Origin of the sequence: Variovorax frigidus (assembly GCF_051216515.1) — a bacterium.
Lineage (GTDB): Bacteria > Pseudomonadota > Gammaproteobacteria > Burkholderiales > Burkholderiaceae_C > Variovorax.
In genome coordinates, this window is sequence record NZ_JBPJZF010000004.1 from 106,587 (window position 1) to 124,392 (window position 17,806).

Here is a 17,806-nt window from a genome sequence, read left to right on the forward strand (position 1 = left end):
CCCTTGTTTGCGAACCAACTGCCGCTGAATGCGCGTTGCGCGTGAGCGGATCCAGCGAAACCAAAACTGCCTGAGGCGATCGTGATCGCGATGACACTGGCCAGAGGCGCGAGCCGGAATACTGCGTCGTCGTTGTTTGCCGAGTTCCGATTCGTGAAACGTGCGCGTGGGTTCATGGATATCCGCCGATTAGTGAGCCATCATTCGACCGGCCGAACCGATCGGCCAGCCGCATTGCGAAGGTCAAACTTGCCAAGCTCGCGCCCGCATCAAGAACGACCTCGATGCGCTATGACGTGCGATATCCGCCAAATCCCCCAAGTATTTTTGTTCTGAGGTCTTTCGGGAAGTGACCTCCGCTGGAGCGGTGCAGACGCAGCTGTATCCGACGCAGCTCGTCATCGGTGCGTCACTTGCAAGCCTCAGGGCGCCACCGTCAAGGGGTCAGCTCAGGATGACAACGCCCGCAGGCAACCATCTGGCCTTGAGATTGAAGGAGTGTTGAAGTTGCGAGAGCGCAGTGTCGAGAGATTCGACATAGAAGCGCCCGCTCACCGCGCTCTTGCCCGCCGACGAATTTGCCAGCATGACGCGCCCGCTTCTGTAGCGGTTGATCTCGTCGATCACACGCCCCAGGGGAACATCCTTGAAAACCAGCTCGCCCTTGCGCCATGCAGAAACGTTGTCCGGATCGGTCTGCGTGACGCGGCCTATTCCGGCCGCGTCATAGATGACCTGCTGCCCCGAGTGGAGTGCACGCGTTCCCGAGGGATGTTCGACACGAACCACGCCGTCGATGCATGTCACGCATACATTGCCCTCGATATCACGCACTTCCAGGCGACCGGATCCGAAGGTACTGCGGCCTGCGCCGGCCGCAACCACAAATGCCAGGTCGCTGTTCTGCAGGTCGATTGCCACTTCCCCGGCGACAAGTTGCAGGCCAGTGGTTCTGTGCTCCTTCAGCTCGCGCCGAATGCTCGTTCGCGTATTCAGCATCACGCTGACATGCTCAGTGAAAGCGAGCGTCTGTTGCTCTCCGGTGGCCGTGCGATAGTCTGCCGCCCATTCGCCTGCTGACGGCCAAAGCCCCAAGGGGGGACGCATCACGGCAACGCCTGCCACCGCGGCTGCGCCGACTGCCGCGCCGACGAAAGCCCGACGCCCCGCGCCTGCATTCATTCCCGCTCTCGCGAGTGTGCGCCGATGAAGCGCCGCGGATGAAGGATCGGTGCGCAGCAACTCGCCAAGCGCCGGCTTCATGACTTGCCATCTTCGTTTCACTTCTTCGAATGCGGCCTGATGCGCAGGACTGATCCGTTTCCACTGCTGGAAAGCTTGGGCGTCACGCGGGCGTACGTCTCCGGAGGTGAGCCGGCGCAACCATGCCGCCGCTTGCAATTGCAGCTCATCCGAAATTGGAACGATGTCTTCCGCAGGTGTCTTCATGGTGTCATGCCACACGCGCAAGCTTGCCACGAGGCAGCTGTGCTCTCTCGCTCGCGGTCGGGGTGATGGTGTTCTTCACACGCTATGACGTTTGACAAGCAGCAAATCCCCCAATTAATTTTCCGCATTTCGCATGCGAGCTTCACAGTAGTCGTGCGCACGCTTGAGTTCATGCTCGACAACGCGCAGCGAGACGCCAAGCAGCTCAGCCACCTCTTGCTGCGGCATGCCTTCCCACCGAACCAGGATCAGTATTTCTCTGCGTCGCTGGGGAAGGCCACGCATGATCCGCAAAAGCGCCTCCAGTTCCGAACGAGCTTCCGCCGTCTGGGCCGGGCCGGGTGCAGGATCCGACAATTCCAGCAACGCGTCTACATCATCGGTGGGCAGTCGCGGACCTTGCTTGCGTTGGATATCGATGGCGATATTGACCGCCATGCGCATCAAATACGCGGTCGGGCTGCCGATCGGCCCGTGATCCTGCTGGCTTTGCACCCGTAGCCAGGTGTCTTGAAGCGCATCGCTTGCCAAGTCGCCGTTGCGCAACACCCGGGTCAGCCGCAGCTTGAGATTGCGATAGCGCTTGACCAGATGGTCCAGCAGCGCCGGCTGCGCCTCATCAGCCATGCTCGGAGCTCCCGCTGCCACAGTAAGGCGCAGCTTTCGCGGAGCGAGGCAGTACGACCATCGTCAACGGCTGGGCCATGCCAGCGGGAGGTGGAGCGTCGATCCGCACGCGTTGCACGATGTCCAGCAACAGCGCGTCGCGGCGCGGGTCGCCTGTCGTACGAAGGAGGCGGACTCGATGCACGGCGCCCTCAGCGTTCACCTCGAACCGAAGAATCGATCGGTAGCCGCCAGGCGCGGTCCTTGGATTTGCGCAAAGCGCTCGCCATATGCGGGTCTGAACCAGACCGTCGTATCCATCGTCATCGTCCACTGCAGCCAGAGGCACGGTGTCAGTCATCGATGCCGACGGGCCTACCGCTCTCAATACAAATGCGTCACTGGGACCTCCCGGCGTTTTTTCGGCAACGAGGCCGGTACCTTCCAGGAGCTTGCGTAGCGCCATCTCAGGAGAATAAAGACCGCGTAACGCAGACGAAGTCCGCCCGGCCACGGAGACGCTCGGAAACAGGGTTGTCCGGCGGGATGCCACGGCGTATCGGCTTAGAGCGTCGGCCAATGGCTGCGCCGGGATATCGAACTGCAATTCCTCGCGTTGCACGCCGGGGCTCGCGCCACTCGCGGCAATTGCCCGCATTGCTGTCGCCGCACTCTCTGCGGCATGGACCGCTGCCAGCGAGCACGCCCCCAGCACTCCGACACCAATGGCGCACCGCTTCAAATGGTAGACGCGCAGACGCATGCTGGCTGCTACTTGAGGCCGCCGTTACCGCGATCGACAGCCCGCCCACGGCACGAAAGCGAGTGGAAAAGGAAGAAAATTTCTTGAGGCGGCAAGGGATGGCCCTGATTCTGGAACCCGACATGGTGAGAGCGCCTTGTGACGAATTCGTTAAAACCCGTGATTCATCGCGTCCGCGAAGGAGTTACGTGGTTGCCGCTGCTGCCATGCGCAAGACGCCCATCGGTTGGATCGGTCTCGCATTGAGCGCCGTCCCTGAACCGGTCAGATTCGAAGGGCTCGGACGGACAGGCTTCCACGGCACCCGACTGAAGTCGACTGCGATTCAAGTTCTCCGCAGGCCTTCATGTGTCTCGGTTCCGTCCGCATTCGATGTCTTCGTCTTGACGACTCACACAGGGTTCGCGGCGCCTTCTGCGGCGGACGGGGTCCGCCAGCGTGGGGACAGGTCGCGTCGAGGTGAGCCGACGCCCACCATCACCGTCTGGCCGGAGGCTTCGGCGCAGTGGTCCAGGGCCTGGCGCAGCGCGGTGTCCACGCTGCGCAGGGAGATGCGAAGCCAGGCTGCGACCTCCTGGCGGGTCTTGTCTTCCAGGCGAAGTGCGACCAGCACCGAACGGTGGCGACGCGGCAGGCGCTGCAGCGCGCGCTCCACCGCTTCCAGCTCGGAGCGGGCTTCGGCAATGACGTCGGGGCCGGGCGAATGGTCGGCCAGTGCGTCCAGCTCGGATTCCACGCCGCTCGCGTACTGCATGGGGCGGTTGCTGCGCAGGCGGTCCATCGCCAGGTTGCAGGCCACGCGGTAGACGTAGGCCTCGGGGCTTTGCACGGGCTCGGATACGTGCATCTCACCCAGACGAAGCCAGGCATCGTGCAGACAGTCGCTGGCCCGGTCGGCGCAGCCCAGATGGCGCAGCAGGCGTTGGTGCAGCCGTTGGTAGTTCGACGCCAGGACCTCGCGCAGTGCGATGCCGCTGTTCTTCTCGGCGCATTCGTCGTCAACCACGACGCGGGCGTCGATCGACTCGAGCGAATCTCGGATATGCCAAACACCGACGTCCATGGCGCAGTGACCTCGGTGACTGTGTGCGGCACGTCCGGCCGGCGCGGCAGCGCGAGATCGACGCGGCCGCAAGCGCGGTGCGATGCCACCAGGTGTGGAAACAGGTTGAAGTGAAGTCATGGCGGATCCTGGGCAAAGGTTCCCCAGCCTGTTCCCCGCCAGTGCAGGGAACAGGTGAGAAACACGACTCCGGGCCTGGGTCTAGCGGCTTTGTTGCAACTGCCGCCGCTCGGCCTCGGTCAGGCGAGACAGCATCCCGGGTTGGATGTTCTGTCCGTTACCAATGAGTTGCACGAAGTTGATCGGGTCGTAGGGAACCACTCTGGATTGCAACCCCGACGGGGGTGACGACGGCTTTTCCGATTCCACTGGTTCGAGCCGCTCACTGCCAAAACCGAGCACCCGCACTGTGAAGACCGAGGGCAGGTTCTGCCGGGCCGATGCACGCTCGCGCTGCAACACGTCCTGCGCCGCAGCAGTGGCCTGCGAAGCCGCCGCACTGGCATTGGTCAACGCTCCGACATTGACCGCGGCGATCAATGGGATCCCCTTGGACTCGCCCTTCACCTGGATGTTCGCCGCGTTCACCACCTGCAACGCGGCCAGGTTGACGTTGCCCGACACGCGGATACCCGCTTCGCCCGCATCGATGGTACCCAGCGGCGCGATCAGGTCGACGTCACCGGCCGGCACTTCGGCGATCGGCGCCAGCGTGGCGATACCCGCGCCGGTGGCCGGCGCCTGCGGCGAAAGGTCCACGTTGCCCCACTGGTCGTAGACGCGCAGTGCCGGGGTGTACTGCACCGAGGTCTTCGCGCCGCGGCCGGCGTTGATGTCGCCCCGTGCCGACCACGCCTGAATGTCGCCACCGAAGGTGGTCATCACCCGCGAGAGGCCCAACAGCAGGCTGCCGTCACTGAACACGCGGATATCGCCCTGCCCTTGCGTGACCAGACCCGCCGAGGCCGGCGGTACCTCACCCTGCACGCCGACCACGATCTGTCCGCCCGGTGCCATCAGGTCGATGTCGCCACCGGCCTGGGTGCGTATACCGGAGCCACCGAACATGACGATGTCGCCGCTGCGGTCTATCGCCTTGCCTGCGGCATCCTTCTCCGGCAGCAGCGTGGCGATCGCCTCGCGGCCGCGCAGGTAGGAGCCGAAGCGCGGGCTGTCCGGATCGTTGTACTCGCGGCCGCCGGCGCGCAGTTCGGCGTGGTAGACCTGGCGCAGGAAGATGCGCTGCTGCGCGGCGGGCAGCGTATCGAACAGCGCCAGTGCCGCATCGCCCTTGGCCGGCACGCCGAAGCGTTCCTGCAGCCACGTTTCCAGCTCGGTGGCGTACAGCGTGACTGCCTTGCCCGGCTGCTCGGCCAGGGTCAGGTCCGGGTCGGCAAGGTTTGCCCAATCCAGGTAGCGGGCACGCAGCGCGGTGTAGTCCAGCTGCTGGTTGCCGGCCGTTACCGCAATGCTGGCACCCGGGCGGGTGTCGCCTTGGACCAGTCCCCCGGTGGTGGTGATGCTGGCCTTGTCTTCCTGGCGGATCTGGCGGCCAGCGCTGACCTCCAGGTTACCCGGGCCGGCGACGCGTATCTGGGTATGGACAATATCGCGGCCGGCTTCAACGATGCTGATGTCGGTTGCGGTGTTGTTGAGCCCGCCGATGTCACTGAGCAGGATGTCGCGACCGGCGCGGACGTTGACCGGCGCGGCGACGTCGTTGAAGGTGAACACCGTTCGGCCATCGTTGGCGTCGGGGGGCAATTGCCACTGCTGACCGGTGCGCAGCCCGATGATGTCGCCCTGCACCGCGTAGAAGCGGTTCGGGGTGCTGCCACCATCGCGCAGGTCGTTGAACTGCAGGGTGGGTGCGCCGAAGGCATACAGCGGGAGCCCGAGCTGCGGCTCCACGGCCGGCGCGTCCAGCGACAGGTTGCTGGCGACGCGGGCAAGACCCTGGCTGGCCACGAACGCCGGATCGAAGGGCGTCGGCAACCGGGTGTCGGCGCCGCCGCCGCTGATCCCCACCGAGCCCGCGGTCGCCAGGATGGAACCGCTGGCCAGTACCTCAAGCACCCCGCTCGACGAGGGTCGCGTCAACAGGATGTCATTGCCCCCGCCCGACGCCTGGTCCAGCTTGATGTTGCCGCTGGCGGCAAGCAGGCGGACCGCCGAGGGCAGCGTCCAGTAACGCAGAGAGGAGCCGAAGATTTCGCCCGCCACATCGCGGCCCATCGTATGCCGATTACCGACCAGGCTCGGCGCCAGGTCCCCTCCGGCAGACACCACATCAAGCGTGGTGCGGTCGGTCCACAGCGAGAACCAGCTGGTGCCCGCCGCCGTCTTGCCGTCAGCCAGGGTCACCGCGTTGTAGTTGAGGACCGCCGAACGTCCGGCATCGGTCACCGCACCCAGCACCGCATCACCGCGCGCCTGCAGCAACGCGCTGGCGTCGCCCAGCACCAGCACCGGCCCCCCCAGCGCGTCACCGCGCAGTGCAACGGACGGGTCAGACACCGCGAGCGAACTGTCCAGCGTCCGGTAACTGAACGCATTGGTGGCGACACCACCTATCCGCGATGCCTGCAGCGTCAGCGCCCCGCGCAGGTTGACCAGCGTGCCATTCAACTCAAGGCTCTGAACATTGCCATTGGGCACTTGCGAGGTGGCCTCCAGGTTGGGATTGAGGGCACCTGCACTGCGCACGGACAGGTCGCCGCCCCCGGTGAGCATCATCTCGCCGTCCACCACCCTGCCGGTGGAGCCCACAGCGGCGACGATCGCCGTGGCGTGCTCCGCGCCGGACGCGGGCGTGAGCGCGCTGCCCTGGCCCTGCACGACACCGGCGTGTCCGCCCGCCTCCAGGCTCAGGTTTCCGCCGCCCAACGTGCCGAAGCCGGTGAAGCCGATCATGCGCGGGGTGGCGCCGCCGCGGTTGCGCACGTTGGCGTAGGTGCCGAAGTTGATCCACCAGCTGGTCGCGGTCGGCACCACACCGTCGGTGCTGCCGCTGCCCTGGCGCCACAGCCAGTTACCGATCGCACTGCTGGCACTGTCTGCCGGATTGGCGCCCGCTGCCCCGCCCGGCATGGCGGTTTCAGCCCACACGTCGCCCCCGATGTTGCCGCCGGCAGCAACGCGCAGATTGCCGCCCGCGTCCGGGTACCACGCCTGGTGAGCGCTCAGTGCCGCGTCATAGGCACCGCCGGCCTGCACCGGCCCCAGCAGCGGGCTCTGTCCTGCCAAGGGCGCGGCTGCGCGGGCCGGATTGAAGGCCGCGTCGCGCCCTTCTCCGAGCCAGCTGGGCGTGCCCGCTGTGTAGACGCCGAAGCCCGAGCGCATCGCCACATCCCCTGCGGCCAGCAGGTTGATATCGCCTGCACCGGTGCGCAGCACGCTCCATGCTGGGCTGCCAACCCGGCTGGGGTAGTGGGTTTCGTTGACCCACTCGCCGCCGCCGTAGCACACCTCCGCGCCTTGCGCGCAGAACTCCTCTTCGGACCAGCCAAACCATGCGGCCAGTTCGCTGGCCGGTTTCCCGGTGAAGCTCTCATCGCCTACCCACGCCAGTGAACCCTCGCGGGTGACCAGGCGCGGTGCATTGGCACAGGCGCCCGCGAAGGCCAAGCAGAAGTTGTCCTCGGACATGGCGAAGATATCGGCCAGTTCCTTGACCGGCTTGCCGGCAAAGCTTTCATCGCCCCATGTATCCAGCGAACCCTGCAGGGTGATGACGCGTTCGCCGACGAACACGTTGGTGGTCTGTACGGTACGGAGGGTCGAATAGTGCGTATCCGCCAGCACCAGGTCACCGCTGGCGCCAAAACGGCGCGCGCGCATGTCGGCCGCGCTGGTATCGGCACCGGCCACGGCAGTGAGGTCCCATGACGTGGTGCCTTCGGGCAGCATCGGCGCCAGCGCCCAATTGCGCCCCTGGCTGCCGCTGGCATCCGCCGGCCGCAGGTTGACCGGTTGGTTGCCAGCCAGCTGCACCTCGGTCATGGACGGAATCAGCGAGCCGGCCTTCAGCTCCACCGCAGCGTTCAGTCGCATCGCAGCCGGCAACGCAACGCCCGCCGGCCAGACCTGCGCCTGCACCGCCAGCGCGGTGTCCAGGCGGAAGCCGGCGCCGAGCACCGCGCCAGTCCCCAGCTCGAGCGCTGCGGACAACACAGTACCGGCCGCCAGCAGCTGGCCCTCGGCGGTGGTCACCGGCGCACGCAATACCGTGCCGGCGGTCAGCAGCAGGGCACCGGCAATGCGCGTGTCCATCGGCACTTCGGTGCCGGCCGGCAAGGTCATGGCACGGAACGGGATCGGGTAGTTCAGCGTCGTGCCGGCGACGAAGCGCGTGCCGGCCTGCAGTTGTATGCCGCCGATCGGCACGATGATGTCGGCACCGTAGGGCGTGCGCGCGTCACCACTGTTGCTCGGCAGCAAGGTCCAGCCCGCTTCATCCGGGTTTGCCGGTGGCGGTGCGAAGCCATCGTTGATGCTGCCGTACAGGCGGATGTCACCCTCGGCACGCAGCACCAGCGCCGCCGACTCGCCGAAGCCGCGTCGCGCCGGATCCAGCCGGTCTGCCTGCGGACCGTAACGGTAGCCGGAGAGATCAATGTCACCGGAGACCACCAGGTCGCCACGGGTATTGGCCGCGCCGGCAGTGGCGACGATCTCCACGCCGGGCCGCAGGCGGTAGGTTCCCAGCGCAGCCGCGCGCTGCTGCAGGCCGGCATTGCCCAGCGCCGCATCGAACCAGGCGCGGTTGTCCGGGTCCACCACGGTGTCCAGCCAGCCTTGGGTGACCTGCGTAGGGCGGTTGCCCTGCACGTCGTCCTCGGTGGCCAGCGGCGCATCGAGGTAGCGACGGAAGCCGTTGAGATGGATGTCGCGCGCACCCTCGACACGGATACCGTCGGCCACGTTGATCGCGGCGTCGTCGCTGCCCACGCGCGGCACGTTGATGCGCAGGCTGCCGCGCGCTGCGCCGTCGTTCTGCCCGGCAGCAGTGCCGATCGTCACATCGGTACCGCTGCGCAGGTCCAGCAGCGCGGTGCTGCCCAGTTCTACCCGCCCCTGGCCGCTGGTCAGTTCGATATCGGCGCGGTTCGGGCTGTCGATGATCTTGCCGTGGCCATCCACCCGCAGTCCGGTCCCGTGGGCGTCCAGCGTGCCGCTGACCCGCAGCGCGTCACGCGCCGCCAGGCGGATGCTGCCGACCTGCACACCGCTGGCGTCGATCCGGCCCACCACGTCCAGGCTGCCGCCATCCACGCTGATGTCCACGAAGCGTGCCCTGACCTCGTCGCCCACCTGCAGATCACCCTCGCCCAGCTGGAAGCTGCGCGCCCCGGTCACCCCGCCCGCGTTCAACCGCTGGTTGAGACCCGCGAAGTCCTGCAACTGGCGCGCGCGCAGCACCAGCTCGCCACCGTCCCACGGCACCACGCTGCCGCCGGCACCGGTCTGCCCGCTGGCGCTGCCGAGCACGCTGCCGGCCAGCGCGACGCGGCCGCCCGCTTCACCCATCGCATCAACGGTCAAACGACCGCCGCGGTTGTTGCGCGCGGACAGGTCGATGCGTGACCCCGCGTCGGCACGGATGTCGCCCTCGCTGGCGCCCAGCAGCACATCGCCGCCCCAGCTGTACTTGTCCACGTCCAGCAGGCTGATCTTGCGGCCGGCCAGGTCAAGGTCCGCATCCGCGCCCAGGCTGACATCGCGCGTGGCCTGCGCGGTCAGGCGGCCGGAGGCCAGCAGCACCTTGCTGTCCAGTGCGATGTCATGCGCCCGCAGCGACAGCTCCGCACCCAGTGCGGCATTGTCCCCTGCCGTCGCGCTGGCACCGTGCAGCGCCAGCGTGCCACCGGTACGTACCGCCAGCTGCGCGGCCCCGGCCCCGGTCAGCAACGGCGCGCTGATGTCCAGCGCGCCGCCGCTGTACTGCCAGCCTTGCCCGGCCACGTAGTCGCCCTGCTGCTGGTAGACATCCAGGCTGCCCTTGCCGGAGAACAGCACACGGTCACTTGCCTGCAGGTTGACCGACGAAAAACCGAGCAGCTGTCGGTTCGCGCGCGATTCCGAGGGGCGGCGGGTGAATGCGGCAGATCCCAGCTCGATGGTCGAGGCGATGATGTCCAGCTGGCCGCTGCCCAGCCGGTTCACCATCGCGGCGCCCTGCGGCACGCTGGCGTCGCTGCCGATCTGCTGGCTGGCCGCCATGGCACCGTCCCACAGCAGGGTGTCGGCGACGATGCGCGCACGCGCGTCGGCACCGCCGTAGCCGTGGATGGCTGGCGCACCCAGCACCAGTTGTTTCAGCCGGCTGACCCCGGTGCCGGGATCGCGCGTATCCAGGTCCACGCTGCCGATCACGTTGATGGCATCGCGCGCGCTCAGGCTGAGCGTTTCCAGCGCCGGCGCCTGGGTGGCAGTGTTGCCCCGCAGCAGCTGCTGCAGCACCTGCTGGTTGAGCATCAGGCCGGGCGGCAGGCCGCCCTCGGCGGCGAAATCGCGCAAGGCCTCGGCCTGGCCCAGGTTGATCGCCGATACCGCCAGGCTGAGCCGGCGCGTGCCGTAGCTGGCGTTCTCGCCGATCTCCAGGCGGCCATTGGTCGCCGACGTGATGCTGCCTTCGGACACGACCAGCGCCTGTCCGCTGCACGTGGCACTCAGGCACGCGCCGAGATGGATATCGACGTCCGCCGCTCCGCTGACCGGAAGCACGTTCAACTCACCATTGGACAGCGCGAACACGCCTGAGCTGATGCCCTGGTAGAAATAGCCGTCCGTAGCGTCATACGACGCCGCGCCCTGGCCCAGGGTACTGAGCGTGGCGCCCTGCTCGACCACGATGCCCTCACCACCTGGCCTTGCAGTGAGAATCAGCTCAGGTGCGTGCAGCGCAGCACCCGCGTGCACACGGACGCTGTCGGCCGTCGCCTCGATGTTCACGTTGGAGCCCACGGAAAGGTTGCCGCCCAGCACCATCCGCGCCGGTTTCAACGCGTTCAGTGCCCTTGCCTCCAGCACGGCACCTGAAGGGTCCCCGCCCATCACCGCATCGTCCGCGACGATATCCAGCGTGCCGCCCGTCGTGATCACGATCAGGCTGCCGCCGTATCCCGCCGTTCCAGCGGCGGCGGCAAAACGGGTCTCGCCGTCCATCCGCAAGGCGCTCATGCCGTTCTGACCGGCACCCAGGCTGAGCGCCAGCTTGAGCTGACCGGCATCCACGGTCTGCATGCCGCGCGGCAGCCCGCGACGTTCCGCATCGCGGGAGACAAAGGTGTTGTAGGCAGTCTCGTTGTAACCGGAATGACGACGCACCACGTCGGCGGGCGTGATCAGCAGGTCGGTCAGCAGCGGCGACACCGCGCCGTCCAGGCCGCTGCCCTGTTGCCCGGCGACCCGCCACGAACCGGTGCCGGTGGCCACCGCGCCGGCAAAGCCGGTGGTGCCGGCGCTGCCCAGTTCCACCCGGAACGCACCCGGCTGCAGCGCATACACCGCCGGCAGCAGGGTATAGGTTCCGGCCGCCAGGCCGGGCACGCCGGCAGGCACCACAATCCGCTGGCCGGTTGCAGGATCTGCGGTGCCCTGGCCCATGCCCACCGGTGCCACGCTGCCGGCGTAGCCCGGCACGATCGCATACACCGCATGGCCTGCGTCACTGAACGCATACGCTGGATTGGCCTCGGCCAGGGTATGGCGCAGGATGTCCACCGACCCACCGCGTCCGCTGACATGGGCCGCGCCGGTCAGTACACCGCCACCGGACAGATCCAGCACGGCACCGGATTCGACCAGTGTCTGCCGTGCATCGAGCGTGACGCCGATGGGTTCGGTCCCGATCGCACCGCCGATCTTCTGCGGCTGTACCTGCGCACCATCCAGATACCACTGCAGCCCGTCCACCGTGCCGCCGTATGGAAGCGAAAGGCCAGCCGCACTGGTGGAGGTGACGCTGCCGTCGCGCAGGCGCACCTGCGACCCTTCACCCAGGTCACTGGTGCCTCCGATGCGGATCCTACCCAGCGGCGCCCGCACGATGCCGCCCTGTTCAACCACCGGTCCGATCAGGCTCAACGAACCGAAGACGGTCTGCGGCATCGGCGCCGTGCTGCCCTCGGTACGGGCAATCCGCAGCCGCGCGTCTGCATTGACCCAGGTCGCGATGCCGTCGCTGCCCGCGCTCTGCGGCGCCAGGCCTACGGCGATGCTGGCCCGCGCGCCGATGGTGGGATAGATCTGCGCAGCGGTGATGTCCATCAACGACGGGGCTACCAGCTGGGTGAACCCGCTGGCCGCGCCATTGGCGCTGCCAGCCAGCAGGCGAAGGTCGCCGCTGCTGCGCAGATCGACCTGATCGAAGCCGGCCAGGTTGATCACGTCGCGGACATCGACCAGGTCCGCCGCAGCACGCAGGACGTGGCCTGCGCCCGTGTCCAGCGCGGGCGGTGCAGCCTGTATCCGGCCCTCGCCGGTAACCTGCCGCCAACTGCCCTGGGCCAGGCGCAGGTAGGGTGCCGTCAGCTGCAGCGTGCTTTGTCCGGGCGCGCCGGGCGCGAAGCCGCTGCTGCCATACAGGCGCAGGCTGCCGTCCATGGCCAGCAAAACGCTTTCAGTCGCGCGCACGTTGCCGAACAGCGACAGGTGATCGAATCCACCCTGGTGGATCTGTTCCGCGCTCAGATAGGCATGGCCGTACGCCGGGGCGTTGCTGTCGGCCGCCTGTCCGCGCTGCTGGCCGAGGGTCAGCGCCCGCGCTGCCAGCACCACATCCACGGCCGTGTTGGCATACGTGCCGCCACCGAAGGCGACGCCCAGCGTGCCACCCTCGGCCGTGCTGCCGCCTGCTGCGGCCTCCAGCGTGCCATGCAGATACAGCGCGTTGCCGGAACGCAGCACGATGCGGCCGCCGTCGGTATCAAGCTGCTGCTCGCCTCTGCCCTGCACGTGCAGCCGCGCGGTGGTGCCCGACGCGTTCAGGCGCGCGCCCTCGTCCACCACGACGAAGGCCTCCACAGGATCAGCGATCGCGTTGTGCTGTTCCCAGTCGAGGTCTCCACCGATCGTGATACTGCCACCGGCGTGCACGCTGCCTCGGCGTCGCCCGCTGGCATCGACTGCCACGAAACTGTCCGCACTGGCGTCGAGCACCGCCGCCTCGCCGATCCGCCAGGTGCGCATGCCCGGGGTGCCTTGGAACAAGGCCAGCGGATTGCGGGTGCCGTCAACGGAGATGTGTCCGCTGCGTGCGCGCAGCGTGCCCTCCACCGCAATGTTGTTGCCCGCGCGCAGCGCGATGGACTGGCCGCTGTCGACCTCGACCAGCGCACCGTGGCCGATGCGCAGGTCGCCGCCCTGGAAGGCGTGCTCCGAGCGCAGGGTCAGGCTCGCACCATCGCGCTGGCTGACCGCACCGCTCCGCGGGTCCATCTGGTACAGCGGTGCGAGCCAGGCTTCCAGCGCGGCCGTGCGCTCTGTTGCCACCAGCGCCCCGGCGGTGGCGCGCAGCGTTGGGCGCAGCACTTTCAGCAACGCACCATCGGCAACATCCAGCCCCGCATGACCATTGATGTCATAGGACGAGAAGCCTCCGCCGAAAAAGGTGCTATCCAGGTTCAGGGCGCCCGCTGCTGCATCGCCGCCGATCCGTACCAGGCCACCGGTCTCAAGTGCGAAGCTGCCACTGCCTCTGATACCTAGCGCACTGAACGTGGTGCCTTTGCCCAGGCTAACGCGCCCGGACCCATCACTGGCCACACGCGCATCGTCGGCGCGCAGCAGCACGCTGCCGCCTTCTCCACCGCTGAGATCGCCGCGGGCATTCACCCGCCCGCCAGCATCTACCAGCATGTGGCTGCCCTGGCCCAACTGGACATCGTGGCTGCTTTCCAGCTGCACGCTACCGCCGTCGATCCAGGCCGCACGGCTCATGGATCCGGGCTCCATCAACGTGTTGGCCCAGGTGCCGGTCAGGTCGATGCGAACGTTGTCCCCCACCACCACGGCACCACGTCCATCACGCAGCAGCGGCTGCGGCGTGCCCAGCACGCTCATCAAGTTGCCGGCCTGCAGCGAACCACCATGGGCGGTGATGTTGCCGTTGATTTCCACGCGTGCCGCGGTGAATGCCATGGCCGCGCCATCCTGAAGATGCAGATCGCCGTCGGTACGCAGGGTGCCGCTGGTGACCAGATCGAGCCGCCCCCACTGCTGCGCACTGAGCGTGCCGCCGTCCATCCAGAAGGTGTTGCGACGGCTGGCGTCCAACGGTGCCTGCAGGTCCATCGCTAGCGGTGCCGATGCCTCGTCGCTGAAGCGGATATCGGTGGCGAACGTGCCATCGCGGCCGCGCGCACTGTAGCTGCCCAACAGCAATGAGGCGTTGCGCGCCACGGCGGTCTGTGCCTGTTCGTAGCCGTCCCGGCCCACGTCCGGGCCACGGTCCTGACGGACGCCCTGGAAGGTGCTGGTGTCGATCTCGCCTTCCAGCACCACCGTGGGGGCAGACAGCCGCAATTCACCGGCATCGCGGCCCACGGTGTAGCCGTTCTCCAGTCGCTTCTGCGGCCCGATCAGCGGGCTGTAGTAGGTTTCGGTGATGTTCCAGCGCTCATGGTTGTCCTCGAATCCCTTGTACAGGCCGGTGAACTGCATCGTCGCCGGCGCGTGCTTGGCCGTGTACAGCCGGCCATCCCTGCCCTTGAGCCAGGTCTGATGGATGTAGCCGGTCTGCACGTCCAGCGTGCCGCCGGACAGGTTCACCTGCGATCCGGCCTGGGTCATCACCTCATTGCCGCCCAGCATGACCGTGCCGCCTTGGGCGGCCCATTCGCCGAGACGGTGACCCTGGTTGCTCAGATACCCGCTGACTTCCAACAAGCCGCCGGCCGCATACCAGCGGTCGCTTTCGTAGCCGCCGGTGCCCTTGGGCACGAGGATCAGGTCGCGTCGGTCGACCCAGACGTTGCTGTTGAACAGCGCGCCGCTGTCGCGGTTCTGCGGCGAGTCGCGCAGCTCGTTGCCCTGCACGTTGACCCGGACGTTGTTGCTCTCCATCGCCACCTGGACCCCGGTGGCACCGGAGACATCCACTCTTGCGCCATCGGCCAGGAAGCTGCGGCCCGCGGCGTCAACCACCACCTGACCGCCGGTGGCCAGGGTCAGCGACCGGCCTTCGAAGGCGACGTTGCCGCCTGACACGATCTCGATGCGGGACTGGTCGCGGCGGTCCTGCATCCGCGACAGGTTGTCGAACGTGCCGCTGTTGCTGGTGGCGCGCAGCGGATCCTGCACCGCCGATTCGGCGATCAACGCGTCGCGCTGGCTGTCCAGCGCGGTGGTCTTGCCGTCGTCCTCGATGAGCACGGTGGTGGTCGAGCCTTCGGCCAAAGTGACCGAACCGGCACGGTCGCCAATGGCGTTCAGCAGATGCACGCTGCCGCGCTGGTTGGCCGTGGTGGTCGCCACGGCCACACCGGCCTGCTCCACGGTGCGCCCGGCCAGGGTGATGTCGCCCTCCCGCGCGCGGATCAGACCGGTGTTGCTCACTTCACCGGCAGTGCTGCCAGTGACAAAACGCGGGGCGATCTCATTGCCGCGGGTGGTGGATGCGGTGTTCTGCGCGGTGCCGACACCGCGGCGGATCACAAATGAATCACCCGCCGCCAACTGGGTCTGACCGTTGGAGGTTTCGATGTGGCCAGCGTTCTCCACGCCGTGGCCGGCCAGCAGCACATAGCCACCGCCGCGCGTGGCCGTCGAAGGTTCGTGGGTGGTGATGCGCGCGCCGCGCTCCACCAGCACTTTCCCATGCGCCTCAGTCAGCGCTGCGACGTTGTTGTCGGCGCTGTATAGCCCGTTGTCCTTGAACTGCGAATCACTGATGCGCGCCGCCGCGGCCACCAGGTTGCGCACATTGACCTGGCTGGTGCCATCGAACACCACGCCATTGCGGTTGACGAGCAGCACCGTGCCGTCGCCCTTGATCTGGCCCAGGATCCGGCTGGGGCGGGCACTCGGATCGTTGACCCGGTTGAGCACCGCCCAGTCGGCGTTCTGCTGGAAATCCACCGTGGTGTTCTTGCCGACGTTGAAGGTCTCCCAGTTCAGGATCGCCTTGTCGCCGGTCTGCTGGATGTCGACCGTGGTGCGGCCGCCTGCGACCGTCTGGGTCGGGTCCTTGGCGTTGAGCCAGCCGGCGGTGAGCGAATTCGTATCGACCTTCAGGCCGCCTTCGGCCAGGCCGTCGGGGACATCGGAAGGGGCGAGGCCCGCAGCACGGCGTGCGGCTTCTTGTGCCGCCTGCTGGGCGGCGATGCCGCGCGCAGCGAGGTTCAGGTTGCCGATGGAGCGCTGCAGTTGCTCGTTGGCCTTCTGCTGCTGCCCGAGCGGACTCGTCAGGCTCGACGCGGGCATGCCGTTGGCCAGACGGCCCGTTTGCATGACGTTGTTCTGGACCAGGTTCTTCTGTGCCATCCAGCCCGCACTGAAGGCCCGCTGCGCATGCGCAGTGCCGATCACCCCGCCGGCCGCCAATGTGATGGCAATGGCCCTCGCAATGGGCGCCATGCGAAAGACACGGTCCTCTGTGCGTTTGGATTGATCCTTGCCGTTGCGTGTGCGTGGGGTCATGAAATTCCTGCCGTAGTTGGAGGCGATGCCTATCGGGCCGTCCGTTCCGCGCCGGACAGCCCTGTTCAAGAAGGCACTGCCAGCGCCATGCGCCGGCGAAACGTGCCTCGGTTACTGATAGGACGACGGCAAAATTCAGAAACCCCCAACAATTTTTTGATCGTCTGCAGATCCAGAGAAACGCTCCCATACATGTCAGCACGCCCGCCGCATGCGCATGACCAATCCGACAACGTGCATGGCGCACGTCATCGTTTCGTCATACACGATGAAAGAGGCGGAGCGTCTCAGCTCAGGATGAGCACGTCGCCCGGCAATGAGCGGGCCTTCAGATCGAACGAGTGCTGGATCTGTAGCAAGACGCCATCGAGTGCGGCGATGGAGAAACGCCCGCTGACGGTGTTGTCTTGCATGGCGCGGGCCATCAGCACGACACGGCCCGGCCGATAGCGGTTGATCTCATCGATCGCCACGGACAACGGTGTCTGCTCGAACACCAACGCGCCGTTGCGCCAGGCCACCGCCGTCGCGGGTTCGATGCTGGTGACACGGCTGATCGATCCGGCGTCATAGACCGTCTGCTGAAGAGCCCGCAGCGTTCGCATGCCGCTGGGATGCTCCACTCGCACGACACCATCGAGGCAGGTCACACAGGACTTGCCATCCAAGTGCCGCACCTCGAAACGCCCGGATTCGGCGACGCTACGGCCCACACCCGCCATGACGCGGAAGAACTTGCCACCTGCCAACAGATCGACGGCCGCCTCCCCGGTGATCAGGTCGATGCCCGTGGTGACCTCGTTCGTCGCGTGGCGACGAATGCTGGTCTGCGTATTGAGGGTGACGCTCACACGGTCGGCCAGCGCCAGGTTCCGCTGTTCGCCGGTGGCTGTGCGGTAGTCGGCATTCCATTCCTTTGCGGCGGGCCACAGGCCCAGAGGCGGATGCACCACCACGATGGCCGCGACGGCGGCGGTGCTGACGGCCGCGCCCAGTAACGCCCGACGACCCATGACCGCGCCGCGCAACGCGCGATCGTGGAAAGCCGCCACCTTGGGGCGGGCCTGCAGAAGCTCGCCCAGCACCGGCTTCATCTGGTGCCACTGGCGCTTGGCCTCTTCAAACGCCGCCTGATGGGCGGGACTGATCTTCTGCCAGCGTTTGACCGCCTGGATGTCCCACTGCGTCACCTCGTCCGACGCGAGCCGGCGCACCCAGATACGCGCTTCTTCCTGGAGTGCGTCTGACGATGTGCGGCGATCCTCGTTCAGGGGCATGGGGGC

At 67.0% G+C, this 17,806-nt stretch carries 6 protein-coding genes; all 6 read right to left on the reverse strand.

The window, feature by feature from the left end; all coding sequences use genetic code 11:
• Positions 1-444: 444 nt before the first annotated feature.
• Positions 445-1,449 carry a FecR family protein gene (locus ACSFBC_RS12870; RefSeq protein WP_435510728.1) on the reverse strand — a complete coding sequence of 335 codons (1,005 nt, stop codon included), beginning with the start codon at positions 1,447-1,449 and terminating at the stop codon, positions 445-447.
• A gap of 114 nt (positions 1,450-1,563) precedes the next feature.
• Positions 1,564-2,076: an RNA polymerase sigma factor gene (locus ACSFBC_RS12875; RefSeq protein WP_435510729.1), complete on the reverse strand. Its 513-nt coding sequence runs from the start codon at positions 2,074-2,076 to the stop codon at positions 1,564-1,566.
• On the reverse strand, positions 2,069-2,818 hold the full coding sequence (locus tag ACSFBC_RS12880; protein ID WP_435510730.1) for a TonB family protein: 750 nt from the start codon (positions 2,816-2,818) through the stop codon (positions 2,069-2,071). Before ACSFBC_RS12880 ends, ACSFBC_RS12875 begins: the two co-directional genes overlap by 8 nt.
• A 391-nt stretch (positions 2,819-3,209) precedes the next feature.
• On the reverse strand, positions 3,210-3,881 hold the full coding sequence (locus ACSFBC_RS12885; RefSeq protein WP_435510731.1) for an RNA polymerase sigma factor: 672 nt from the start codon (positions 3,879-3,881) through the stop codon (positions 3,210-3,212).
• A 201-nt stretch (positions 3,882-4,082) separates the two neighbouring features.
• Entirely contained in the window at positions 4,083-16,523 is a 12,441-nt protein-coding gene (locus ACSFBC_RS12890; RefSeq protein WP_435510732.1) for a filamentous haemagglutinin family protein, read from the reverse strand.
• A gap of 287 nt (positions 16,524-16,810) precedes the next feature.
• Positions 16,811-17,800 (reverse strand): FecR family protein, encoded by a 990-nt coding sequence (locus ACSFBC_RS12895; protein ID WP_435510733.1) that lies wholly within the window; start codon positions 17,798-17,800, stop codon positions 16,811-16,813.
• Positions 17,801-17,806 lie beyond the last annotated feature (6 nt).

Coding starts and splice junctions, on each gene's coding strand:
- ACSFBC_RS12885 (WP_435510731.1), bottom strand. CDS start 3,881: ATGGACGTCGGTGTTTGGCATATCCGAGATTCGCTCGAGTCGATCGAC.
- ACSFBC_RS12890 (WP_435510732.1), bottom strand. CDS start 16,523: ATGACCCCACGCACACGCAACGGCAAGGATCAATCCAAACGCACAGAG.
- ACSFBC_RS12880 (WP_435510730.1), bottom strand. CDS start 2,818: ATGCGTCTGCGCGTCTACCATTTGAAGCGGTGCGCCATTGGTGTCGGA.
- ACSFBC_RS12875 (WP_435510729.1), bottom strand. CDS start 2,076: ATGGCTGATGAGGCGCAGCCGGCGCTGCTGGACCATCTGGTCAAGCGC.
- ACSFBC_RS12895 (WP_435510733.1), bottom strand. CDS start 17,800: ATGCCCCTGAACGAGGATCGCCGCACATCGTCAGACGCACTCCAGGAA.
- ACSFBC_RS12870 (WP_435510728.1), bottom strand. CDS start 1,449: ATGAAGACACCTGCGGAAGACATCGTTCCAATTTCGGATGAGCTGCAA.